21 protein-coding genes and 3 tRNA genes are annotated in these 24804 nt (G+C 44.5%); 10 read left to right on the forward strand and 14 right to left on the reverse strand.

Translation table 11 applies throughout. The annotated features are described in order from the left end of the window. The first annotated feature begins 72 nt into the window (after window positions 1-72). A complete protein-coding gene (locus AC0L6N_RS09770; protein ID WP_473480928.1) occupies window positions 73-360 on the forward strand; it encodes a hypothetical protein in 288 nt (95 codons plus the stop codon). Between the two features lie 200 nt (window positions 361-560). Here the strand turns inward: AC0L6N_RS09770 and AC0L6N_RS09775 are convergent, their stop codons facing one another. Both AC0L6N_RS09775 and topA read right to left on the reverse strand, forming a co-directional pair. Next, a complete protein-coding gene (locus AC0L6N_RS09775) occupies window positions 561-1115 on the reverse strand; it encodes a DUF2058 domain-containing protein (protein WP_473480930.1) in 555 nt (184 codons plus the stop codon). Window positions 1116-1230: 115 nt separating this feature from the next. Further along, window positions 1231-3870 carry a type I DNA topoisomerase gene (topA, locus tag AC0L6N_RS09780; protein WP_011575153.1) on the reverse strand — a complete coding sequence of 880 codons (2640 nt, stop codon included), beginning with the start codon at window positions 3868-3870 and terminating at the stop codon, window positions 1231-1233. A 315-nt stretch (window positions 3871-4185) separates the two neighbouring features. On the opposite strand from topA, the gene astB reads away from it, so the two are divergent. Further along, window positions 4186-5526 (forward strand): N-succinylarginine dihydrolase, encoded by a 1341-nt coding sequence (gene astB, locus AC0L6N_RS09785; RefSeq protein ID WP_473480932.1) that lies wholly within the window; start codon window positions 4186-4188, stop codon window positions 5524-5526. A 122-nt stretch (window positions 5527-5648) separates the two neighbouring features. Here astB and AC0L6N_RS09790 read toward each other — a convergent pair whose 3' ends face one another. Then, window positions 5649-7832 carry an Ig-like domain-containing protein gene (locus AC0L6N_RS09790; protein WP_473480933.1) on the reverse strand — a complete coding sequence of 728 codons (2184 nt, stop codon included), beginning with the start codon at window positions 7830-7832 and terminating at the stop codon, window positions 5649-5651. 125 nt (window positions 7833-7957) lie between these two features. Between AC0L6N_RS09790 and AC0L6N_RS09795 the strand changes: the two genes are divergently transcribed. After that, a complete protein-coding gene (locus AC0L6N_RS09795) occupies window positions 7958-9307 on the forward strand; it encodes a dicarboxylate/amino acid:cation symporter (RefSeq protein ID WP_011575156.1) in 1350 nt (449 codons plus the stop codon). 118 nt (window positions 9308-9425) lie between these two features. Here AC0L6N_RS09795 and lolE read toward each other — a convergent pair whose 3' ends face one another. From lolE to dnaQ, 8 genes are all read right to left on the reverse strand, one after another. Beyond that, entirely contained in the window at window positions 9426-10661 is a 1236-nt protein-coding gene (gene lolE / locus AC0L6N_RS09800; protein WP_473480935.1) for a lipoprotein-releasing ABC transporter permease subunit LolE, read from the reverse strand. A 13-nt stretch (window positions 10662-10674) separates the two neighbouring features. Further along, on the reverse strand, window positions 10675-11358 hold the full coding sequence (gene lolD / locus AC0L6N_RS09805) for a lipoprotein-releasing ABC transporter ATP-binding protein LolD (protein WP_006990856.1): 684 nt from the start codon (window positions 11356-11358) through the stop codon (window positions 10675-10677). 40 nt (window positions 11359-11398) lie between these two features. Beyond that, window positions 11399-12460 carry a CNNM domain-containing protein gene (locus tag AC0L6N_RS09810; RefSeq protein WP_041713771.1) on the reverse strand — a complete coding sequence of 354 codons (1062 nt, stop codon included), beginning with the start codon at window positions 12458-12460 and terminating at the stop codon, window positions 11399-11401. 211 nt (window positions 12461-12671) lie between these two features. Beyond that, window positions 12672-12748, reverse strand: a tRNA-Asp gene (locus AC0L6N_RS09815). A 26-nt stretch (window positions 12749-12774) separates the two neighbouring features. Beyond that, a tRNA-Asp gene (locus AC0L6N_RS09820) sits at window positions 12775-12851 on the reverse strand. Between the two features lie 32 nt (window positions 12852-12883). Beyond that, window positions 12884-12960, reverse strand: a tRNA-Asp gene (locus tag AC0L6N_RS09825). A gap of 182 nt (window positions 12961-13142) precedes the next feature. Further along, window positions 13143-14588, reverse strand: coding sequence for a TIGR03503 family protein (locus AC0L6N_RS09830; RefSeq protein WP_473480937.1), 1446 nt, complete (start codon window positions 14586-14588; stop codon window positions 13143-13145). A 29-nt stretch (window positions 14589-14617) separates the two neighbouring features. Next, complete coding sequence (gene dnaQ / locus AC0L6N_RS09835; protein WP_011575161.1) at window positions 14618-15325, reverse strand: DNA polymerase III subunit epsilon; 708 nt, start codon at window positions 15323-15325, stop codon at window positions 14618-14620. Between the two features lie 80 nt (window positions 15326-15405). Here dnaQ and rnhA point away from each other — a divergent pair, with 80 nt between their 5' ends. Next, a complete protein-coding gene (gene rnhA, locus AC0L6N_RS09840; protein WP_473480939.1) occupies window positions 15406-15867 on the forward strand; it encodes a ribonuclease HI in 462 nt (153 codons plus the stop codon). Window positions 15868-15922: 55 nt separating this feature from the next. On the opposite strand, the gene AC0L6N_RS09845 is transcribed toward rnhA, so the two are convergent. Further along, window positions 15923-16276: a VOC family protein gene (locus tag AC0L6N_RS09845; RefSeq protein WP_473481306.1), complete on the reverse strand. Its 354-nt coding sequence runs from the start codon at window positions 16274-16276 to the stop codon at window positions 15923-15925. A 231-nt stretch (window positions 16277-16507) separates the two neighbouring features. Here AC0L6N_RS09845 and sppA point away from each other — a divergent pair, with 231 nt between their 5' ends. Both sppA and AC0L6N_RS09855 read left to right on the forward strand, forming a co-directional pair. After that, complete coding sequence (gene sppA / locus AC0L6N_RS09850; protein ID WP_473480940.1) at window positions 16508-18370, forward strand: signal peptide peptidase SppA; 1863 nt, start codon at window positions 16508-16510, stop codon at window positions 18368-18370. Between the two features lie 107 nt (window positions 18371-18477). Next, entirely contained in the window at window positions 18478-19008 is a 531-nt protein-coding gene (locus AC0L6N_RS09855; protein ID WP_473480942.1) for a SprT family zinc-dependent metalloprotease, read from the forward strand. Here the strand turns inward: AC0L6N_RS09855 and yfbV are convergent. Further along, window positions 19005-19451: a terminus macrodomain insulation protein YfbV gene (yfbV, locus tag AC0L6N_RS09860; protein WP_473480943.1), complete on the reverse strand. Its 447-nt coding sequence runs from the start codon at window positions 19449-19451 to the stop codon at window positions 19005-19007. The two genes, AC0L6N_RS09855 and yfbV, sit on opposite strands and share 4 nt — an antisense overlap. A 258-nt stretch (window positions 19452-19709) precedes the next feature. Here yfbV and trxB point away from each other — a divergent pair, with 258 nt between their 5' ends. The 4 genes from trxB to infA all read left to right on the forward strand — a co-directional run bounded on the left by trxB (window position 19710) and on the right by infA (window position 22410). Beyond that, on the forward strand, window positions 19710-20660 hold the full coding sequence (gene trxB / locus AC0L6N_RS09865; RefSeq protein WP_006990866.1) for a thioredoxin-disulfide reductase: 951 nt from the start codon (window positions 19710-19712) through the stop codon (window positions 20658-20660). A gap of 51 nt (window positions 20661-20711) precedes the next feature. Next, on the forward strand, window positions 20712-21416 hold the full coding sequence (aat, locus tag AC0L6N_RS09870) for a leucyl/phenylalanyl-tRNA--protein transferase (protein WP_473480945.1): 705 nt from the start codon (window positions 20712-20714) through the stop codon (window positions 21414-21416). Beyond that, window positions 21416-22111, forward strand: a complete 696-nt coding sequence (locus AC0L6N_RS09875) for an arginyltransferase (protein ID WP_473480947.1) — start codon at window positions 21416-21418, stop codon at window positions 22109-22111. The genes aat and AC0L6N_RS09875 overlap by 1 nt, the downstream gene beginning before the upstream one ends. Before the next feature lie 80 nt (window positions 22112-22191). After that, complete coding sequence (gene infA, locus AC0L6N_RS09880; protein WP_006990869.1) at window positions 22192-22410, forward strand: translation initiation factor IF-1; 219 nt, start codon at window positions 22192-22194, stop codon at window positions 22408-22410. A gap of 108 nt (window positions 22411-22518) precedes the next feature. On the opposite strand, the gene clpA is transcribed toward infA, so the two are convergent. Continuing rightward, window positions 22519-24786 carry an ATP-dependent Clp protease ATP-binding subunit ClpA gene (clpA, locus tag AC0L6N_RS09885; RefSeq protein ID WP_011575169.1) on the reverse strand — a complete coding sequence of 756 codons (2268 nt, stop codon included), beginning with the start codon at window positions 24784-24786 and terminating at the stop codon, window positions 22519-22521. Window positions 24787-24804 lie beyond the last annotated feature (18 nt).

A 24804-nucleotide genomic window follows, 5' to 3' on the forward strand; every position in this document is an offset into this window, starting at 1 on the left:
TTTTCGATAGACGGCTGTAAACTGTGCATTTACAGGGTTTAGCCTACACACTCTTAACGTCAAAGGTGGCTCATGGAAGAAATAAAAGTAACTTGGGTTCAAGCAGCGCGCATTTGGTGGAGCTGGGCTTGGCGTTTTTTGATTTGGACGGTACCCACCGCTGTAGTTTTCGGTTTTACTATCGGCTTCGCGCTGGCCTTTCTTGGCTTATCTATCGAGCCTTTTACCCCTTATATTCAAGGGTTCGGAGCCGCTCTTGGAATCTTTTTTGGTATTTTCGCCATGAAAAACATTATGGGTAAGCAATTTAATGGCTTTAAAATTATGCTAGTAAAAACCCGTGACGAGAAAGACTTCTAGGCTGGTACTATCATAGGAAGTAATTAGTAACTGCAAAGTAAAGCCAGCGACGGACTCCCTGCGCAGCACTTTACATAACGTCACCTCAAATACCGTAAAGTGAAGTACCGTCACCTTAACTAAGTTGCTGTGGCGCAAACATGCCACACATTCACCAAAAGGCGCTATCCACAGATAGCGCTATGCAGCATTGGCCTCTGTTACCAACTCAAATCATCTGGAATTTCGTAGTCGGCATACCAGTCTTCATCTTCACTGTTCTTGGCTTTTTCTTCTGGCAGAATATCGGCGCGATACAGTACGTAACTTTCATCTCGTTCAGCAATTTTATCTGCCACCGGCATAGGAATAAGTTCATACACGTCATTGAGTTTAACGATCGCAAGCTGGCCTTGCGTAATTTGGGTATGGATGTTTTTATCAACATAAATACGCTTTATTACATTATTATCACTGAAGTTACATGCAATATCGCCCACCTTACGCGACTGTTTGTTCACGTTAATCATCTGCACAATTTGTGCTTGAACCGCTTTTTTCTCTGCTTCAGCTTTGGCCTTTTGGTTCAACTCTCTGTCACGGGCTTTCTTTTGCTCGGCGGCTTTTTCAGCAGCAATTTTGCTTTCGTTCGTTTGTTGAACATTGTGATTCTTTTTCTCTTTTGCTTGTTTGTGTTTTTGCTGGCGCACTTGCTTCGCTTTTTTCTTGTCAGCGAGGCCTGCTTGTAAAAGTTGTTCTTGGAGTGACAATGCCATACTCGTGCCTATTGGTTTTGTAGAATGCATAAAGCCGGCAAGGATAAGTTACCGGCTTTTTATTATGGGTAATCAATACTTTATTATAAGTAATGAGGACTGGGTTTCAAAAGCGCTATTTTGCTTTTTTACGCTTATCTTCTACCGTCCATTTGTTATCTGTGTACCAAGCGGACCAGCCAGTGGCTTTGCCCTCTTCGTTTTCACTCATAACATATTGTTGCTTGGTTTTACGACTGTAGCGCACGAGCGTGTCGTTACCGTCAGGATCTTTAGCCGGCGCATCCGCCAAGTAATAAAACTTAGGTGAAATGCGATCCCTAAAGCGCGCTAATTCAGCCACAAGCGGCGCACGAGTTTCCCGTGATTTAGGGAAATTATGCGCCGCCATGAAAATACCCGAGGCACCGTCACGCAATACAAAATGCGCATCTGATTTAGTACACTCTAATTCAGGCAAATCCACTGGGTCTTCTTTAGGCGGCGCAGCTTCACCGTTTCGCAGTAACTTACGGGTATTCTTACATTCTTCGTTAGTACAACCAAAGTACTTTCCGAAGCGGCCGTTTTTAAGCTCCATGTTTGAACCACATTTGTCGCACTCGATAATGGGGCCGTCATAACCTTTTATTTTGAACGTGCCTTCTTCAACTTCGATACCGGGGCACGTAGGCGTATTACCACACACATGCAGTTTACGAGTTTCATCCACCAAGTAGCTATCCATGGCGGTAGCACAAATCGGACAACGTCGTTTCGCTCTCAGTAACTCAGTCTCAAGCTCTTCTTCGTCATCTACCTTGATAACTTCGTCACCAGAGGTGAGGTTCATGGTACCGGTGCAGCGCTCTTTCGGTGGTAAGTTATAACCAGAGCAACCTAAAAACACACCGGTACTGGCGGTACGCACGTTCATTGGGCGACCACATTTGGGGCAGGCAATATCTGTTGGTACCGCTTGGTTTAAGCGCATACCGCCGTCTTCGGGATCTTTTTCTGCTAAGTGCAGCTTCTGTTCAAAATCACCGTAAAAATCGTTGAGTACGTCTTTCCACGAGACTTTGCCGTTGGCAATTTCATCTAGCTCTTGTTCCATCTTGGCGGTGAAATCAAAACTCAGCAGATTATCAAAATTCTCCAGCAAGCGATCGTTGACTATTTCACCCATCTTTTCAGCATAGAAACGCTTACTCTCAAGGCGCACATACCCGCGATCTTGGATGGTAGAAATGATACTAGCGTAGGTTGATGGACGACCAATACCGCGTTTTTCCAGTTCTTTTACCAAGGATGCTTCATTAAAACGAGCCACAGGTTTCGTAAAATGCTGCTTCGGATCAAGTTGTTTAAGATTAAGACTTTCGCCTTCTTTTACATCCGGCAACAAGAAGTCTTCTTCGCCTTTCTTACGCTGAGGGTTTTGTACTTTAGTCCAACCGTCGAACTTCAACACGCGACCTTTTGCGGTCAACTCATAACCATTAGCTGATACGCGAATGGTGCTCGCATCGTATTTTGCAGGTGTCATTTGACAAGCAACAAACTGACGCCAAATAAGCTCGTATAAGCGCTGCGCGTCACGTTCCATTTCAGATAAAGACTCTGATTTAAGCAGCACATTTGACGGGCGGATAGCCTCGTGAGCTTCTTGAGCACCTTCTTTGCTACCGTACTTTAGGGCATTTTCTGGTAAGTATTTATCACCAAAATTATCACCGATATAATCACGACAGGCATCGACCGCTTCTTTGCTTAAATTGGTTGAGTCGGTACGCATATACGTGATGTGACCCGCTTCATACAAGCGTTGAGCCATCATCATGGTCTTCTTTACACCAAAGCCTAAGCGCGTGCTGGCGGCTTGTTGCAAAGTTGAGGTTATAAAAGGTGCTGATGGACGAGATTGAGTCGGTTTTGAATCACGACTCACAACCTTGTAATCAGCCCCTTCTAAATCGGATAAGGCCGCATCTGTTTGCGCTTTATTGACCGGCTTAAATGCTTTGTCATTGTATTTAGCAACTTGCATACGCAGGTCACTTTGTTTTGCCGTGACTAGGTCCGCGTGCACGTCCCAAAACTCTTCGGGTACAAAGGCCTTAATTTCACGTTCACGCTCAACGACAAGACGTACAGCAACAGATTGAACACGACCAGCGGATAAGCCTCGAGCGACCTTTTTCCATAATAATGGCGACACCATGAAGCCCACAATACGGTCGAGGAATCGACGAGCTTGCTGTGCATTAACCCGCTCAACGTTGACTTTCCCAGGTTCAGAGAAGGCTTCTTGAATGGCGTTTTTGGTGATTTCGTTAAACACCACACGCTGATAATCTTTTGAGGGATCATCGATCAATTCTTGTAGATGCCAAGCGATGGCTTCCCCTTCTCTATCCAAATCCGTTGCGAGATAGATAGTGTCAGCATTTTTGGCTAACTTTTTAAGTTCGTTAACGACTTTTTCTTTACCGTTAAGGACCTCGTAATGGGCTTCCCAATCGTTTTTCGGATCGACGCCCATACGATCAACTAATTTGCGATATTCATGCTCGCGTAAATACGATTCACGCTTTTTTTCCGATAATAATTTTAGCTCTTTTGCCGGTTTTTTAGGCGGAACTTTGCCTAAAGCTTTCGTTGGAAGGTCTCGAACGTGGCCTACACTAGATTTAACAATAAAATCTTTTCCGAGATATTTATTAATTGTTTTCGCCTTTGCCGGTGATTCGACAATGACCAGAGACTTTGCCATATAATTAGTCTTAACCTTTGTATTTATTAGGGTTTTTAGATGAACCGTAGAAGAATTGTTCGTTCACCTCTATAAAATGCTTTTTAACATATATCGACAAAGTGAATAGAAAACAAGTTCTTCTTCATACTTATCCGATAATCGTCATACGTAAGCACGATTCACTGTTCATAATTTAATCACCTCGATTGGCAGCGACTTTAAAACCAGTATAATGCCGACCATGACACACCTAGATGAAGATGGAATGGTCATTTTCAAGGTCAACTTTTTCGCTTTTAGTTTAGCGAATACTGATGCGCACATGAGGATAGAATGAAGCAGTTTGAAGTGAATTTTGATGGACTCGTTGGACCAACCCACAACTATGCTGGTTTATCATACGGTAACGTTGCCTCGCTAAATAATGCGAGTGCACAGAGTAGCCCTAAACAAGCCGCTAAGCAGGGCTTGAAGAAAATGAAAGCCCTAGCTGACCTTGGTATGATTCAGGGCGTGTTGGCTCCTCAGGCGCGTCCTGACGTGGATGCGTTACGTCGTTTAGGCTTTTCCGGCTCTGACGCCAATGTTTTGCAGCAAGCGGCTAAGCAAGCCCCCGCTATATTTCAAGCCTGTTGTTCAGCATCTAGCATGTGGACAGCCAACGCCGCTACGGTTTCCCCTAGTGCGGATACCGCCGATGGTAAGGTCCATTTTACTCCTGCGAATCTGACCAATAAATATCACCGCTCCTTGGAGCCCCAAGTCACTGGCAATATTCTCAAAGCCACATTTGCTAATCAGCAGTATTTCAGTCACCACAATCACTTGCCCGACAATGAGCATTTTGGTGATGAGGGCGCAGCAAACCACACGCGCTTGTGTCGTGAGTACGGCGAAAGGGGTGTTGAGTTATTCGTATATGGGCGTTATGCCTTTGATAAAAGCAAACCAGCACCGGTGAAATTCCCTGCTCGTCAAACATTTGAAGCCAGTCAAGCCGTTGCTCGCTTACATGGACTAAGTGACGACAACGTCGTGTTTATTCAGCAAAACCCAGATTTAATCGACCAAGGTGTTTTCCATAATGACGTGATTTCTGTGGGGAACCAAAATGTGCTCTTCTATCACGAGCAGGCTTTCCTGGATACGGATAAAGCATTCGCTGAAATCAAGCAAAAATACGGTGCGGGCGATTTACACTTTATCAAGGTAATGACAGAGCAAGTAAGTTTACAAGATGCCATAAAAAGCTACTTGTTTAATACCCAACTGGTGACACTGGCGAACGGCGAGATGGCGATCATAGCCCCTACCGATTGCGAAGAGAATCCTGCGGTTTCAGCTTATCTAAATGAGCTGATTAGCCTAAATACGCCGATAAAACACATTCGCTACTACGATGTAAAACAAAGCATGCGAAACGGCGGTGGGCCTGCCTGTCTGAGGTTACGCGTAGCCATGAACGAGACTGAATTGGCCGCAGTAAATCAAAGCACTATGATGAATGATGCCCAGTTCGAACGCTTAAATAATTGGGTTGATAAACATTACCGTGACCGTCTATCGGTAGATGATTTGCGTGATGTCGCCTTGCTCAATGAGTCTCGCACAGCCCTTGACGAACTCACCCAGTTATTGAAACTCGGGTCGGTTTATCCGTTCCAAAAAGTCTAAAGCGTTGTCTTATTTTTTGGGGATTTAAAGCTGTTTAGGTTGTTTGAATCCATTGAAGAGAGCATAAAAAAAGCCCTATATCACGATTGTGATATAGGGCTTTCTAGTTTGAAATGTTCTGTTTATAAAATGTCGTTGCAGTTGGCTGACTCACCATAAGGATTTGCGGGAGGTGCTGACGCTGAGTCTGTTAAATCGTCCGCTGCTACGCCTAAGCCATAATCATGTTGCTCAGATGACTCGCTGCCTTGAGATTCACCGTTAGCGGTAATGGATACGGTTGTCCATGCTCCAAACGCTTTTGGATAACTAAGGGTAAATACTACCTGGCCATTTTCATCCGTCGTCCCCTGAGATTGAACTGCTACAACGTTGCCAGGTGTTAATTGTTCATCACCGTTTATATCTTCACCTTCGTCAAGAATACCATTTCCGTTAACATCTTCGTTATCACACACCGCCGTAACATTTTTATTCCAGATGTTAGTAGTGGTATTAAACATCCAGAATCCTTTCTCGTACGTTCCCCCTTGTTTGAAAGGCTTTGGCGGCGCTGAAAAGGTAATATTGGCATTTTCCACCGGGTTAGAATCAGGGTCGGTTACAAACGCTGAGAACTCTTTTGTGTAAGATGATTCAGTGGGCGATTGAATGGTATTGCCCGTACCAAAGACGATATCAAACGGCTTGTCACCCACCGTTAACAAAGTGAAGGCCGACACGCTTTGGGTATCATCTACTGTGCCGTACACCTTCACCCCTTCAAATGTGCTTAATGCATTTGAGGTATACACCGTTTTCGCAATGCCGCTTCTATCCGTTGTGGCTTGATTCGGTGAAATTTGCCCACCGCTCACATCATCCAGTAAAAAGTTAATGGTTTTGCCTTTGACCAAATTGCCTCGAGCATCGCGCACCACTGCGCTAATGGTACTAATTTCACCTGTGGGGCCGATAGAGTCAGGTGTGGCATCCACTATGATGTTATCCGCTACCGTTGCAACGAATTCTATTTGAGTGCGCGCCGTCACTTGATTGCCGTCACTGTCCGTGCCCGTCGCTGAAACCGTTGCAAACCCCGCATTATCAGATGAGATAGAGAAACTCACTAAGCCATCACTATCCGTATTTTTAGTGCGCGTGGCTATGGCCCCTCTTGAGGTGGTCAACGTTACTTGAGCACCCGAAACCGCAATGTTGTTTGATAACCACGTTAACCCAAGGGACTGAGCGTCGTTCAGGTTAACCTCTTCAGTAGGTACACTGGTGAAGCTAAAGTTATCCGCTTGAACCGCCAAAGTGAATTCACTCTCATCGTTCAGGGCACTGGCCGAAATCGTCTCAACTCCAGATGTATTGCCTGTATAAGTAACAGTGACTTGACCATTGGTGCCTGTCGTCGGTGTGGTGGTGCTTAACAGCCCGTTAGCAGCCGATAAGTTAACCTGCTGATTGGCTATACCATTGCCATCTGAGTCAAGTAAGCTAATGGTTAAATCAACGGGGTCGTTCAATATGACTGAACTTGGACCATCAATATTCACCGTGGTGCCTATAACAGATATCAATAAAGTCTGGCTTAACGTGCCACTTGTGGCTGTCACTTGAATATCACGATTCTGACGGTTATTTTGCGTCGTCAATGACGCCGTTGCTTGGCCATCATTGCCTGTTGTGCCCTGCGTAATCAGTAACGCCGCGTCAGCATCAGCTGAGAACACCACATCAACTCCTTCCATCAAAACGTTTTGCGCATTTTTAAGCAGTGCGATTAGCGCTATGCTGTCTGTGCCGCTAGAAGGCAATTGTACTGCACCTGCAAATAAGTCGAGCGAGCTTGGCTGTTCATTCACTTGTGTAGTGCCTTGTGAGGTAAAGGTTGTGCTAGCTGACTCTCCGCCAGTGAGGGTTGCTATAACCTCTCCAGAGCCTGAGTTTCCCCCCACCAATAAAGTTATGCTGGCCTCACCTGTTGTGCCGGTTGAAGCAGTACCTGAGTCATTATTAAAATCAGCTAAGCCTTCTGGGCTGAAGGTAAAGGTGACAAGCTTATCTGTCGCGATAGCCCCTGTATTGTCGGTTACCCGAGCAGTTAGCGTTAGCGGGGTAGACGCACTTAGTTGCGAAGCCGTTTGCTGGTTTGAATCTGTTAAGGTTAGGGCAATTGAATAGGTAGTGGTCTCGCTTGGGTTATCACCTGAGTTAGGTGTCTCGCCCCGGGTGATTGAATCAGAGCCGCCTCCCCCACAGGCAAATAAAGTAAACAATATAAAGCTGCTTAAAAGCAATCTTGTTCGTTGATACATATAAATAGTCCTTTGTTTTTAACAGTTAACCAATGCGGTGTGTCACACATATGAACATTTTAATTGTTCAGCTTATTGGGCAAACTTGCTAACCTATGGGCAATAATAATAAATTCAGGAAAATCATGAGCCAATCCCTCCCCTCCAACCCCGAAAAATTCAGTTTAACAGCCAGAATATTTTTCGGCATGCTGGCCGGTATCGTTATCGGTGGCCTTCTCCAGCAACTGTTTGATGATAGCGGAGATTTTTCGTTTAGTGTATTTGGGTTAGAGGTTTCTACGTATGGACTTTTAGTCGATGGTATATTTAATGTTGTCGGGCAAATTTTTATCGCCAGCCTCAAAATGCTTGTCGTGCCCTTGGTGTTTGTCTCATTGGTTTGCGGTACCGCAAGTTTGTCGGATCCCAGTAAACTAGGGCGTTTAGGCGGCAAGTCTATTCTGCTTTATATCGGCACAACCGCCATTGCCATTTCTCTAGCGGTTGGTTTTGCACTTTTGGTCTCCCCAGGTGAATCGATTAGCATGACCACGGACGCTGCCTATCAAGCAAAAGAGGCCCCGAGTCTTGGTCAAGTCATTATCAATATGATGCCTTCAAACCCAGTCAGCGCGATGGCGGAAGGTAATATGCTACAAATCATCGTGTTTTCGGTGTTATTCGGCGTGGCTATGTCGATGGCGGGTGAAGCAGGTAAACGTTTAACGTCTATGTTTGAAGATCTTAGCGAAGTAGTGATGAAACTGGTCACTATATTAATGAACCTAGCGCCATATGGCGTATTTGTTTTAATGGCCAAACTTTTCGCCACCATCGGTTTTGATACCATTGCCGGTTTGCTTAAATACTTCTTGCTAGTGATGTTCGTACTAATGGTGCATGCGTTTGTGTCATACCCCATTATTTTGAAGCTTTTAAGTGGACTCAGTCCAATCATCTTATTGCGAAAGATGCGTGACGCAGCCATTTTCGCTTTTAGTACCTCAAGCAGCGGCGCGACCTTGCCGGTTACGCTAGAAACGGCAACCAATAAACTTGGCGTTAAGCCTTCTGTTGCATCTTTCACCATTCCTCTTGGCGCGACAATAAACATGGATGGCACCGCGATTATGCAAGGCGTGGCAACGGTGTTCATCGCACAGGTTTATGGTATCGATTTATCCCTAGGCGATTACATGATGGTGATAGTGACCGCAACACTAGCATCCGTTGGTACAGCGGGTGTGCCTGGTGTTGGTTTGATCATGCTGGCCATGGTGCTACAACAAGTCAATTTGCCGGTTGAAGGCATTGCTTTAATTATTGGCGTTGATCGTTTACTCGATATGACACGCACCTCGGTTAACGTGACAGGTGACTGTATGGTGGCCTGCATCGTCGCCAAAAGTGAGGGGGAATTTGACATTGACAGATACAAGGATCCTGACGCAGGTAAAGAGGAAGAAACATTGCATTCGCCAAAAGCGAGTTAGCCGTTGCTCATCATGAGCGGCCGCTAACAATGCGAGCCATAGAATGATAAAAGGCAGTGCATTAAAAACGCACTGCCTTTTTTTATGGTTAAGTTTTAAGGTTAAGCTAGCTACCCTTCTAATGCCCCAAAACAGTGGCGGGGTTAACCCTAGCTGCCTTGCGCGCAGGATAAAGAGTTGCCAGCAAGGTCAATGTGATAGCGATGAAGCCGGTAATATAGACCTCGTGCCATTTCAAGGCAGACGGTAAAAAGTTGATAAAGTAAATATCCCCGGATAAAAACTGAAAACCTGTTAGACGTTCAATACCTTGAGCGACCGAAGATAAATTTAACGCCATTAAAACGCCGCAAACTAAACCAATTACAGTGCCTATTAGGCCATTTATGAGGCCCTGGAGCATAAAAATCAGAATAATACTGCGGTCGGTTGTACCCATTGTTTTGAGCATGGCAATTTCAGATTGCTTCTCGTTTACCGCCATCACTAACGTCGACACAATATTAAAACACGCCACACCTATCACAAGTATCAACGTGATATACACCACCACACGCACCAATTGAATATCTTGGTATAAGTGACCTTGGGTCCGAGTCCAATCAGACATGAAGACTTCATGGGGGAAACCGTAACCGATCTCACGGGTAATCATGGGGGCGGCGAATGGGTCGTGATAGCGAAAACGCAGACCTTGCACGCCATGAGTGACCCCTAGGGTTTCTGAGGCCAATGGCAAATGCATATAGCCAATGTGATTATCTAACTCACCGCCAATTTTAACTTCACCGACCACGGTTAACCAAAGTGTTTTAGGAGCCCGAATGGACAAGTCATCACTTAACTGAGGTAGCAGCAGTTTCACTTTATCGCCTAACGAAATACCAAGTTTAGCCATCGCTCCAGCCCCCAGCATTACGCCCTGCTGATTGGCGCTAAACGCCTGCCATTGCTCCGCTGGTACACTGCTAAGCATACCGTCATTTTCTGCGTACTTAGTATCGATGCCCACTAACTCAATGGCTTTCATTTTTTTGCCTTTCTGCAACATGCCCGTGGCCTTTGTGTAGGGCTGAACAGACTCAATGCGCGGGTCTGACTGTAAGGCTGTTACTTCTTTTTGCCAATCGGAAATACCCTGACTACTGACAGCATATAGTTCACCATGTGGAATGATTGATAAAAGTCGGTCTTTAAGTTCTCGTTCAAAGCCATTCATAACAGATAGCAACAAAATCAGTACGAAACAGCCTAAGGCTATGCCAAATGTTGACGAAGCAGAAATAAACGAAATGTAGCCATTTTGCTGCTTACTGCTGCGAAATCGCCACGCCAATTGAAAAATCAAATTCATCTAATTTCTACTTTTAATCGAGTTGTGGGCTAAGTTGCCCATTGACTAAACGCAGAGAACGGTCGAGGCGTTTCGCTAACTGAATATCATGGGTGACCACGATAAAACTTGTTTGGCTGATGTCACGCAATTCATTCAACAACTGATAGATCCCTTCACCGGTTTTGGTGTCCAAGTTACCCGTTGGCTCGTCGGCTAACACTAATTTTGGCTGATTAACCAATGCTCTGGCGATCGCCACGCGTTGTCGCTCTCCGCCAGATAACATACTTGGTCTGTGTGTTAAGCGGTGGGCTAAACCGACCTTTTCAAGCATATTCTGTGCATGGTGCATCGCTTCTTCGCGTTTTTCATTGGCAATCAAGCGAGGCATAGCCACATTTTCCAGCGCACTAAATTCAGGTAATAAATGATGAGCTTGATAGACAAAGCCGAGTGATTGATTACGAAATTTCGCCTGTTCGGCACTTGTGAAGGAAAAGATATCCTGTTGTTCAAAAAGTACGGTGCCCGATGTGGGCTGATCCAATGCCCCAAGTAAGTGTAATAAAGTACTTTTTCCTGAGCCTGAACTGCCAATAATGGCGAGCTGTTCAGATGTATTCACGCTTAGATTTACATTATTTAGTATCTGAACACTTTCTTTACCATCGTCATACTGTTTAGATAAATGGTCACATTTCAGCAGTTCATGCATATATTCGTTCTTACCTTTGATGTCAGTCTTTAGCTGTCGTTTATGATTTTGTTTGTGATGTTTTATGCAAAGCCGCGCGTTCACGGCGACGCCACATCAACCTCGCTAATTTTTTCATACTCACGTTTTTATCGTTTTCATCGACGATTTCCACCCCGAGTAAAGATTCAGTCAAATCTTCGTCGGTCAAAATACCCTCTAAGCCACCATATTCGTCCACCACTAATAGCATATTAGCGCGCCTGGTATGTAATGGATGCAAAGCTGCTGACAGTGGCATACTGCTTAACAGCGTGACCATGTCCTTGCGATATACGCTCAGTGGGTTCTTTTCATTTTTGCGGATCATGGCTAACAAAATGTCTTTTTTTAATACGTAACCCGTTATTTTCTCTGGTTCTGATTGCTCATAAATCGGAATACGGGAAAATTCAATTGTTCCATGTTTATGATAAAACGCTTCGACCGTCATGTTTTCTGGAACAGAAAAAATAACCGTACGATGGGTCATGGCACTTTTTATTTTGAGTTCATCAAGGGCCAACAAGTTCTGCAATATATTCGCCTCTTGCTTTGCTATTTGCCCTTCTTGATAGGATTCATCCGTTAACACCGCCAATTCGGCTTTACTCAGTCCTTTTAAGGGCGAGTCATCGCTAAACCCCGCCGTCAGCTTGTTCGCCAGCAGTACAAACGGGTAGAGGCACAAGATTAGGTACTTAAGAAAATACGCTGTGGCAGGGGCTAGCTTTCGCCAGTAGGTGGCGCCCATTGTTTTTGGGATGATTTCTGAAAAGACCAGAATGAACAGGGTTAAAATAGCAGAGATAACGCCCATGTACACTTCGCCAAAGACGGCAACCGCTTGGGCTCCAGCCCCCGCAGCCCCCATGGTGTGGGCCACTGTGTTCAAAGTAAGAATTGCTGCCAGAGGGTTATTGATATTTTGAACTTGCTGGCGTAGGAGTTCTCCACTTTTGTGTTTTTGCTTCTCAAGCACAGATATATAAGCAGAGGACACACTCAATATCACGGCTTCTGCAATTGAGCATATAAAAGATACTCCCAAAGCCAAAACAATATAAAACATCAGTAAGATCAAACTAACCCACCTATTCGTCAATCGTTCGTGCAAAAATATAACATCAACACGATAAAATTCAGAACAAGCAGTTTACCTTAAGCATACGATAATGACATGAATTTCAGCCACATAGCTAAGCATCACACAAGATAAGTTGTTTCAAATATTTGCCAAGAATCGGCGAAGATAACGTAGAATAAAACTGGGATAAAAAAAGAAGAAAAATTAATGGCGGAACGGACGAGACTCGAACTCGCGACCCCCGGCGTGACAGGCCGGTATTCTAACCAACTGAACTACCGCTCCCCATATAATTTTTGTTGTTTTGAAATTGGCGGAACGGACGAGACTCGAACTCGCGACCCCCGGCGTGACAGGCCGGTATTCTAACCAACTGAACTACCGCTCCGCTGTTTCAAAACCGAAAATATTAAAAGAAATTGGCGGAACGGACGAGACTCGAACTCGCGACCCCCGGCGTGACAGGCCGGTATTCTAACCAACTGAACTACCGCTCCAGTTTCTTTAATACTTTCAACGAGTTAAGAAGTTAATCTAGGACCTTCCCCTCAACCGCGGCGCAGATAATACGGTTAACCCCGTATCGAGTCAACTGCTTTTTCTGGATTTTATCGCTTAATTTCAATATTTTCGTTTGTTTGCCTACGCAGTGAGCAATTTGACCAAAATGCATTCAACATTAGGCTTTTTTCTTAGGGCTATCTTTCTTCGAGGCTTCCTTTTGCTTCTTATCGGCTTTACCACTTTCCCCTTGTGCATCGTCTTTTTTACGTGCAAAGCGCAATTTAAGCCGTGCAAACCATCCTGGTTTACTCTCGCTCGCGTCACTTTGTTCTGTGTTCTGGTTTAAAACCTCGCTAACCGTGAGCGGTTTTTCTCTGGTAACAAACCAAATTAGCGCCCCCCCCACAATTAATAGAAATACATTGATACCGACTATCAACATGATCAAGGTCGATGTTTCCATTTCGGGTTCAGCGTCGAGCTGAGGTTGTGCCATCAATGGCTGACTTTGTTCATCAGTGACTTGAGTGCCTTCCCCTGTTGCCGTTTCATCTATCACAGGCTCTACAAAAGGCTCTTCTGTTAAGAAACTAAATTCGGGCACATCCAGAATAAGGTCACGGCCATCTATGGTCTTACCAAATGCAGTTAACTTCACGCGATAAACACCATATTCATAATTGACGATCAGGTACTCACGTATATCCGGTGATTCGTCAGTAATGGAAAAGTTTTGAATATCGCCATTTGGAAATTTGACTTTACCGTCAATCAACAGGGATGACATATCGATATGTTCCCGGTCTGCATCGACCATCAGCTTGTGGTATCCACCTCCCCCGCCATTTTGCTCAACCGTAATATGAATGGGATTGGGATATAGCATCACCGGCTCGCCCACTTGCTCTCGTGAGAACATTGGCGTGCTTACCATAAAAGTAGGGATCCACTCACCAGCAGCCACTGACAAATTAAACTGTCCAGTGAATGTGCCATCCAGCGGAATTTCGTCCATCCCCTGGCCATTGTCTTCAAATGTTGCAATAGTTTGCGAGTCAGCACCAAAATTATTACTGTCTGGATTGTTTGTGCTGAAGAATTGCATGTTGAGCGTAACGACGTCTCTAAACTCGGTGTAATTGATGGGCTCGCCACCATTGGTGAGATAAGCGGTTTGCTTGAGAATCTCGCCAGAGAAGATAACACTGGGTAACGGCTGTGCATGAAGCGATAGCTCACTAATCACCATCACTCGGCTACCCGGCTCAATTTCGCCTATCGCTTGCCAAGGGCCTGGCATCGGTTTTTTAATACTGACCATGTCATAGGTTGCAGTATCGAACCAAAAAATATCTTCGCCATCAGCTTGAGACTGATAGATTTTACTGCCATCGGGCTTTACTAATACAACAGGTAAACTACCGTATTCGCGAAAAAAGACCATGGTAATTTCATCCACCTCGAAATCAATACGAAAACGGTTTTGTAAAAGCTCAATACTGTTTTGAAAGTCATTACCTAAAGACGTAAGTGGATTGGATGGGGCCTGTTCTGCTTGAGGCGTTTGTGCGCTAACAAAAGCAGGTAATATAAGCGCACTAAATAACAGACATTTTAACATAGCATCCCAAATGTGTTGAAAATTGGCGCTTATTCACGCCACAAACAAGAACCGCCTTCTTTATTAACCAGATCTAAACGCTTCTCGTGCTCTACTAATTCATCGGCTGTGGCGCGTAAAACCTTTAACTGATTTAACTGAGGATCAAGCCTGCGAATACGTTCAACCTGACTGCCGCCATCGGAGTTCGACTTACCGGACAAATTAAGATCCGTTTGCCCGCCAGTCATCATTAGATAAACGTCAGCGAGTATCTCGGAATCCAATAATGCGCCGTGCAATTCTCGATGGGAGTTGTCTATACCGTAGCGTTTACACAAAGCATCTAGATTGTTTTTCTGACCCGGGTGAATTTGCCGCGCCATTTCGAGTGTATCTAACACGGTACACATATCACTCGTTTTTTTGCCCGCCATCGCAGCAACACGAGCAAACTCGTGATCCATAAAGCCCACATCAAACGGCGCATTATGAATAACGAGCTGAGCGCCACTGATGAACTTTACAAAATCAGCAGCAACATCTGCAAAAAGCGGTTTGTCTAACAGATACTCGTTAGTAATACCGTGAACCTCTATCGCTTCTTGTTCAATGAGTCTTTGGGGATTAACGTACACATGAAACGTGTTACCTGTTAAGCGGCGATTTAATAACTCCACACAGCCTATTTCAATGATTCTATGACCTTGCCTAGGATCGATACCGGTCGTTTCTGTATCAAGTACGATTTGTCTCATGTTTTCTCTATTTGTTTCGGGCTGACGTTAAGTGTTGATTACATTATACTGCGAAAAATTTTAAATGATTGATAAGTGAAATGAAACACATAGAAATTTATACTGACGGTTCTTGCCTGGGTAATCCAGGGCCAGGTGGTTATGGCGCGGTGCTATTATTCAATCAGCACAGTAAAGAATTAAGCCAAGGCTTTGTTCACACCACGAATAATCGAATGGAGCTGCTGGCCACGATTGAAGCGTTAGCTAGCCTAACAGAGACGTGTAAAGTTGATTTAACCACCGACAGTCAATATGTAAAAAACGGCATCAATCAATGGATAAAGAATTGGCGCAAGAATGGTTGGCGTACATCAGATAAAAAACCGGTTAAGAACGTTGATTTATGGAAACGCTTGGATGAGCAAGTTGGTCGACATGACGTTAAATGGCATTGGGTAAAAGGCCATTCGGGGCACCCCATGAACGAACGATGCGACGTGTTAGCACGAGATGCGGCGTCAGGTAAGAATTTATTACCCGATGAAGGGTTTCAAGGATAAGCGGTACGCAGCTAGTTCTGTGCAAAGGAGCCAATGACTGGCTCCTTCTAAGGCACTACTTGTCACTCCACACCGCATACTCATTACCGCAAGGGTCGCAGAAATGAAAGCGATGCCCGCCAGGAAAACTAAATACATCTTGTACTATCTTTCCTCCATGCGCTTTGATCTCGGCCTGAGTCGCTGCTAAATCTTCGCTATAAAGGACAACTAAAACACTACCATTGTCGGTTGATACACATTTCTGCGCACTAAACATACCACCGTCAATGCCTGCACCGGTGAAGGCCGTGTATTCTTGACCATAGTCAGTAAACTCCCAGCCAAATACCGCAGTGAAAAAAGCCTTTGTGATACGTATATCTTTGACAGGAATTTCGATGTAGTTAATTTTATGGTGTATTGACATCATTCGTCTCCAATGGTTGATTGGCAGATGCGCCTACCTAATGATTATACGATTTTTTTCACAGATTCAAGCGTAAATGAAAAATGTAAAATTCGTTAAAATGTCGCTAACGGTAATATCTCTGCAGTAAAAATCAGCAAAAGTTACATTAATTTACACTTGTAGATTCTAACGAGTAAAGATTTTCGTTAGGATGCATTATTGTTTTTATGTAAGTGAACCAAATTTTATATGTCAACCGATAAAAGTTGGACCAAGGCGCTATTTGGCGGCATCTGGTCAGTACTCAATTTTAGCCGTAAGTTATTCTTTAATCTTATCTTTCTCGTTATTGCCATAGGCATAATCTCGTTATTTTTTAGGGACAACGGGCAAATAGGTGTGAAACAAGATTCAGCATTAGTGCTGAATCTCAAGGGTGACATCGTTATTCAGAAGCACGCCATTGATCCTTTCGAAGCGTTTATGCAAGAAGCTTTAGGTCAAGCAAACGAAAAACCTGAGGTTTTGTTACAAGATATATTGCTCACGTTGGATAACGCTAAGCAAGACAGACGAATTAAAGCACTCGTACTCGACTTGCACGAACTCAGCGGCGCAGGTCTTGACAAGCTTGAACAGGTTGCACAAGCAATAGACGATTTTAAACTCAGTGAAAAACCCGTTTACGCCATCGGTGACTACTACACTCAAGAGCAATATTACATTGCCAGTCATGCTGACCACGTTTACATGAACCCCATGGGATGGATGTTATTTGAAGGGTATGGTCGTTTCGGCATGTATTACAAATCAGCCCTAGAGAAAATCAAAGCAACCACTCACGTATTCAAAGTCGGTACTTACAAGTCAGCGGTTGAACCCCTGCTTCGCGACGACATGTCACAACCCGCTAAAGAAGCCAACAAGGCATGGTTAAACAGTATGTGGTCACAATACAAAAACAGCGTTGCTGAAGCCAGAGGGCTGTCTACCGATAACTTCGACGAAAAAGTAGATGAGTTTATGGTTAAGTTTGAAGACGCAAATGGTGATTTCGCCCAGTATGCCTTAGACAACGGCTGGGTAGACGGTTTAAAAACACGAGAACAAGTGCTGCAAGAGCTTGTGTCGGTCGTGGGCAAAGACGAAGACGCCAAACTCGGTTATACCAATATCACCTTTAAACATTACTTACACATTGTTAACCCACCCCTTCCCCATTTAAATACTGGTATTGATAAAGTCGGCGTCGTGGTTGCCAAAGGAACGATTTTAAACGGCGAGCAAAAACCCGGTACCGTTGGGGGAGATAGCACCGCAGAATTACTGCGCAAAGCGCGTTTAGACGACAGTATAAAATCGGTAGTTTTATATGTGGATTCACCAGGGGGGAGCGCATTTGCTTCTGAGATCATTCGGCAAGAAATTGAAAACCTCAAGGCAGCGGGTAAACCAGTAGTTGCACTCATGAGTACCTATGCTGCATCAGGTGGCTATTGGATTTCAGCCAGTGCCGATGAGATTTGGGCTGCACCGAGTACGATAACCGGCTCAATCGGTATATTCGGTATGTTCGTTAGTTTTGAAAACACACTGGATTACCTTGGAGTGCATACCGATGGTGTGGGTACAACTGACTTCGCAGGCATGGGGATTACTCGCGGCATTGACCCGAAAATGGGTCAAGTATTGCAGCGCAGTATTGAGCATGGCTACGATCAATTTATATCTTTGGTGGCTGAGGAACGTCACATGAGCAAGGAATCGGTGGACAACATAGCGCAAGGTCGTGTGTGGATTGGTGAGACCGCTTTGAAATTAAACTTGGTCGACCACCTCGGCTATATTGATGACGCAGTCTCTGCGGCGGCAGCCCGCGCTAATTTATCAGAATATGACGTTACCTATGTAGAGCGCTCTTTAAATAGCAGTGAGTTATTTTGGAAAGAGTTATTCTCAAATGCCTCTGTTATGTTAGCGAGGACCCAGTTTGCTCAAAGTGACAGTAAGCTAATGAGCCTGATCAACAAAGTAACAGCCGATTTCGATAATGTGGCAAAACTTAATGATCCTCGGGGCGTTTACGCTTTTTGCCTAACCTGCGATATTTAGTAAATCTTTTAGCCGCGTCAATGTGTTATTTTTATTGAATAATACATTGGCCTGCTAATTATTCCTCAAACCATTCTACTTCATAAGTGCACAGTAAGCGCCCGATAATGAACACGGCTTCCATCCCCACTACCTCACTTAATCAGATAGACATGCAAAGCAATGTTGTAGAACGCGTGCGTATTTGCATGGAGCAAGCAAATACGCAACTGCAAAGCAACCTAGCTATGCCTAAGATACACTTTAACCAAAGAGGTAGAATAGCCGGTTGTGCACGCTTGCAATCGAACGAGTTGCGTTTTAATCCGGTTCTTTTGACAGACAATTACACTACATTCATCAACGAGGTAGTGCCCCATGAAGTCGCACATTTAGTGGTATTTAACCTCTATGGGCGAGTGAAGCCACACGGCAAAGAGTGGCGAGGGATAATGCAACAAATATTTGGGTTAACAGGCCATACCTACCATCAAATGGATGTGACTAAAGTGAGCGGAAAGCGATTTCCCTATCGATGCGCATGTGGTGAAGTTCAGCTCAGCATAAGACGGCACAACAAAGTTAAACGGCAGCAGCAACAGTATATCTGCCGCCAGTGTCATAGCGTGTTGACTTGCGCAGAAACAAAAAACGATTAGAACCAGCGCTGAGTAAAGGCCTTATCGAGATCGTCAAATGCAGTTTTGAGTAAAACAGCAAGCTCTTTGTATTTCGGACGAGATTTAGCCCCCCCAACTTTACAACCTTGCTGTTGCATCTTCTGATGGATATCGCGATACCAACTCGAGGTCGTAGGGGGAAGCCATTGATTAGCCCGATGGCCTAACCACAACAGTCCTTGTACAGGGATAGATAAAAAGAAAATACCCATGGCCACAGCATTGGGCAAGGTCTCTACCCCAGTAATTGAATAAGCAGATGCGACAGTTAGTACTGCCAAAGGTGGCATGGTTTTAATGGCGAATTTAGTGGCGGAAATAACCCGACATTCAGGAAACAGTGGATACAGTTCCTTTTTAATTGGCCAAGTTTGCATATATTGCTGGCCATCTTTAAATAAAGTAAATACGGTTTGTGCCATGATAACCTACTTAATAAAATTACATGCCCAGTTCAGAGTTACTCAGAATATTAGCGAAAAGATCACTGTTTAGAAAGTTATCCTTAGGATTAGTTCGGCCTAAATAACAATGAAATATTACTTATAGTTAATTTTTCATATCATAAAGATTGAAAGTTACCTGTATAGACGCATTTCTATGCGTAATAAAAAGAGAACCGCTTTACCTCATTGGCGCTATTGCATAAAATCGCCCACAAAATTACTTTGGAGACATTCATGTCTGAATCAAGACACGTAAAATTACTTATTTTAGGCTCGGGTCCTGCGGGTTACTCGGCTGCTGTTTATGCGGCGCGCGCAAACTTAAACCCTGTACTGTTAACTGGCATTCAGCAAGGTGGGCAATTAACCACGACAACTGAAGTAGAGAACTGGCCCGGCGATGCTGAAGGACTAACAGGTCCTGATTTAATGGTTCGTATGCAGCAGCACGCTGAAAAATTCGATACTGAAATCATTTTTGATCACATCAATAAAACAGATCTGACAAAACGCCCGTTCACCTTAGTGGGTGATGCAGGTACCTACACTTGTGATTCACTGATTATTTGCACTGGGGCGTCCGCAAAATATTTAGGAATGGAATCAGAAACAGCATTTATGGGTAAAGGTGTTTCGGCCTGTGCTACTTGTGATGGTTTCTTTTATCGTAACCAAAAAGTTGCTGTGATTGGCGGCGGTAACACAGCCGTTGAAGAAGCGCTTTATTTATCTAATATCGCATCAGAAGTGCATGTTATTCATAGACGTGACACCTTTAGAAGCGAAAAGATACTATCTCAACGCTTATTAGATAAAGCAGAGAACGGCAACGTAACCCTACACTTGAATAGCACGCTTGATGAAGTGCTTGGCGACCAAATGGGCGTCACGGGTGTGCGCATCAAGTCGACCACCTCTGATGAAAGTAAAGAGCTAGATGTAATGGGGCTGTTTGTTGCTATTGGTCATCAACCGAATACGGGGATATTTGAAGGCCAATTGGAGATGAAAGACGGGTATATCAAAGTGAACAGTGGCACCGCCGGTAATGCAACACAAACCAGTGTTGAGGGTGTATTTGCTGCAGGTGATGTAAGTGACCATGTATATCGCCAAGCCATTACATCAGCTGGCACAGGATGTATGGCAGCACTAGATGCTGAGAAATTCTTAGACGCCCTATAAACGTTCTACAGATAAGGCCTCACATGAGGCCTTTTACTTCACTGAGTCAGTATGATTGAACTGTTTCAATTAGATAAATCCTTGCATTTCCCCCCGCCTGCTCACGCGTTAACCGACCCTCCCGGCCTGCTCGCTTTTGGCGGTGATTTGTCGGTAAGCCGCTTATTACATGCTTATCAGCAAGGTATATTTCCTTGGTTCAGTGTGAATGAACCAATTTTATGGTGGTCACCAGACCCGCGAGGCATTTTGCCTTTAGATAATTTTAGCGTGTCGAAGAGCTTAAGGAAATTTATTCGAAAAACATCATTGCGCGTCACAGTCAATCGGCGCTTTGATGAAGTCATATATGCATGCGCCAAAGTAAAACGGCAATCTTCGGGAACTTGGATCACGGATGACATGATCAATGCCTACATAGCATTGCATCGCTGCGGTGGCGCGCACTCAATTGAAGTATGGGATGATGAAGAACTCGTTGGCGGCTTATACGGTGTTACCCCCGGTAATGTATTTTGCGGTGAATCAATGTTTCACTATGCGACGAACGCGTCCAAGCTTGCTATGTTTTACTTAGTGGAACTTTTACGCCTAAACGGCTGTGAGTTCATTGATTGTCAGTTACAGAATGATCATTTGGCTAGCCTAGGATGCATCGAAATGCCAAGGGCTGAGTTTTTAAACAGACTCAAAGAAGCAGTGAAACACCCAATGGATCAATCGTTGTGGCTTCCTAGAGAATTAACGCAACCATAATGAAATTTGGAATTAGTCAGAGTTTTCCTTGCAGTTACTTGCCTGATGAGCAGGAAACACTGCTCGTGTACGCAGAGGAAACAGAGCACAACACCTATTATGAAATGCTAATGGCCGCTGGTTTTCGCCGAAGTGGTGCTCAGGTTTATCGCCCCCATTGTAGCGCCTGCACTGCTTGTCAGGCTATTCGCGTGCCAGTAGCTAACTTCGCACCATCCAAAGGCCAAAAGCGTATCCTCAAACGTAACAGCGATATAACGGTCGTACTCAGTGAGCAAGACAAAGCCCACTATTACTCCTTATATGAGAAATACATCAATACGCGGCACCAAGACGGCAGCATGTACCCTGCCACGCCAGAGCAATACGCAAGCTTTGCCCATGGTGATTGGTTAGACCCACTTTACATTGAGTTACACTTGGCAGGTGAATTAGTCGGCATTGCTGTAACTGACGCATTGGAAAACGCACTTTCGGCAGTTTACACTTTTTTCGAACCTTCTTTAGCTGAGCGTTCGTTAGGTACGTTTGCGGTATTGCAGCAAATTTCGATAGCCAAGCGGTTAAACAAACAACATTTATATTTAGGCTATCAAATCGATAACTGTCAGAAGATGCAGTATAAGCGCAATTTTTTGCCCCACGAGCGCTTTATTGAGCAAAAATGGCAGCTAATTTCAAAAAAAGACTGGTAAAGCTTTACACGGCCGTCGTTATTGGGCAAAATCTGCGCGGCATTTTTGAGACTTATTATTTACAGAGGTAACAGAGCTACATGGCGAAAGAAGATTGTATTGAAATGGAAGGTACAGTGTTGGATACCCTTCCAAATACTATGTTTCGTGTCGAATTAGAAAACGGTCACGTTGTTACTGCACATATTTCAGGAAAGATGCGTAAGAACTATATCCGCATCTTAACAGGCGACAAAGTAACATGTGAAATGACGCCATATGATTTATCTAAAGGGCGTATTATTTACCGCGCTCGTTAGAATACAGTAAAAGAAAAGGCCCAATGTTGCTAAAACATTGGGCCTTTTTCTATGTCTGTAATTTAGTGGTGAGGGCCGTTTGGCCCCCACACTTACCTGCTCAGCTTTCTAGGCTTCAGATTTCTCTTCTTTCAACGCTTTGAAAGTGAAAACCAGTTTCTTGTTCTTCAACGAAATCTTGACGCTTCCACCCTGGCTAAGTTCACCAAACAGCAATTCACTGGCAAGCTCTTTCTTGACCTGCTGTTGAATAACACGAGACATAGGACGCGCGCCCATGTTTCTATCATAGCCTTCTTGCGCTAACCACTGCCTTGCTTCGTTTGTTACTTCCAAAGATACACCTTGGTTATCCAACTGAACTTGCAGCTCAATAATAAACTTATCAACGACTTGCAATATCACGTCTTGCTCCAAGTGATTGAACCACACAATCGCGTCTAAACGGTTCCTAAACTCGGGGGTAAACACTTTATTGATTTCAGACATTGCATCATGGCTATGATCTTGTTGCTTGAAACCAATCGATTTACGAATAGTTTCCTGTACCCCAGCATTCGTGGTCATCACCAAAATAACATTGCGGAAGTCCACCTTACGGCCATTGTTGTCTGTCAGTGTTCCGTGGTCCATTACCTGCAATAGGATGTTAAACACGTCTGAATGGGCTTTTTCAATTTCATCCAGCAGCACCACAGAATGAGGGTGCTTAATCACAGCATCCGTCAGTAACCCGCCTTGATCAAAGCCTACATACCCTGGGGGCGCACCAATTAAACGGCTCACTGCGTGACGTTCCATGTATTCAGACATATCAAAGCGTAATAACTCAACGCCCATAATATTTGAAAGCTGTTGGGTAATTTCCGTTTTACCAACCCCCGTTGGGCCAGCAAACAAAAAGCTACCAATTGGCTTGGTTTCTGCACCGAGGCCTGCTCGAGACAAACGGATAGCGTCAGTCAATGTATCGATTGCTTGATCTTGACCAAACACCACCAATTTTAAATCTCTATCAAGATTTTTCAACGATTCTTTGTCACTGGATGACACAGACTTTTCAGGGATACGCGCAATTTTTGAAATGATGTGCTCAATATCCGTCACACCAATGGTTTTCTTGCGTTTCGAGGGCGGCAATAGGCGCTGACTTGCCCCGGCCTCATCCATTACGTCAATTGCTTTATCTGGCAAGTGGCGTTCATTGATATATTTCGCTGACAACTCTGCCGCGGCGCGAATCGCTTTCTGCGTGAAGCGCACACTGTGATGCTCCTCATACCGAGACTTAAGGCCCATCAATATTTTTGTGGTATCAGCCACTGACGGTTCGATAACATCCACTTTCTGGAAGCGACGTGCTAATGCACGATCTTTCTCAAAAATACCTTGGTACTCTTGATACGTGGTCGAGCCCATACAGCGCAGCTCTCCGCTACTTAATTTGGGCTTTAATAGGTTTGATGCATCCATGACTCCGCCAGATGCTGCACCCGCGCCAATGATGGTGTGAATTTCGTCAATAAACAAAATTGCATCGGGATCCTTAGCTAACTCTTTCAATATCCCTTTAAGGCGCTTCTCGAAGTCACCACGGTATTTAGTGCCCGCTAAGAGGGTACCCATGTCCAGAGAGTAAATTACGGCGTTAGCGATGACGTCAGGCACATCATTGTGAACAATTCTAAAGGCTAAGCCTTCCGCAATCGCTGTTTTACCTACACCTGCTTCACCTACCAATAAAGGGTTGTTCTTTCGGCGACGACAGAGTATTTGAATACTGCGCTCCACCTCAAAGTCACGCCCAATCAGAGGATCAATTTTTCCCTCTTTGGCGAGCTCATTTAGATTCGTGGAATACTGATCTAGCATAGACGAACCAGATTCTTGACCTGCCCCCTCTTCGTCCTGCTCAATAGAATGCGGTGTCTCTTCATCATTCTTGGACACGCCGTGGGAAATAAAGTTAACCACATCAAGGCGAGTAACATCGGCTTTTTTCAGAATATATACTGCCTGCGATTCCTGCTCGCTAAAAATAGCAACCAGAACGTTGGCTCCTGTCACTTCTTCTTTACCCGAAGATTGAACGTGAAATACCGCACGTTGCAATACCCGCTGAAAGCCCAAAGTGGGCTGAGTCTCGCGTTCGTTATTTGCGTCCTCAAGTAATAATGGCGTAGTGTCTTTTACAAAATCGGTTAACTCTTTTTTGATAATATCGACATTTGCACCACACGCCTGTAGTGCTTCGGTTGCAGAGCCATTGTCAAGCAAAGCCAACAGAAGGTGCTCGACTGTCATGAACTCGTGTCTATGCTCTCGAGCAAAGATAAACGCTTCATTTAACGTTTGTTCTAATTCTTTATTTAACATTTTTAGACCCTCTTACTG

The sequence above is a fragment of the Paraglaciecola sp. G1-13 genome (genome assembly GCF_055809255.1).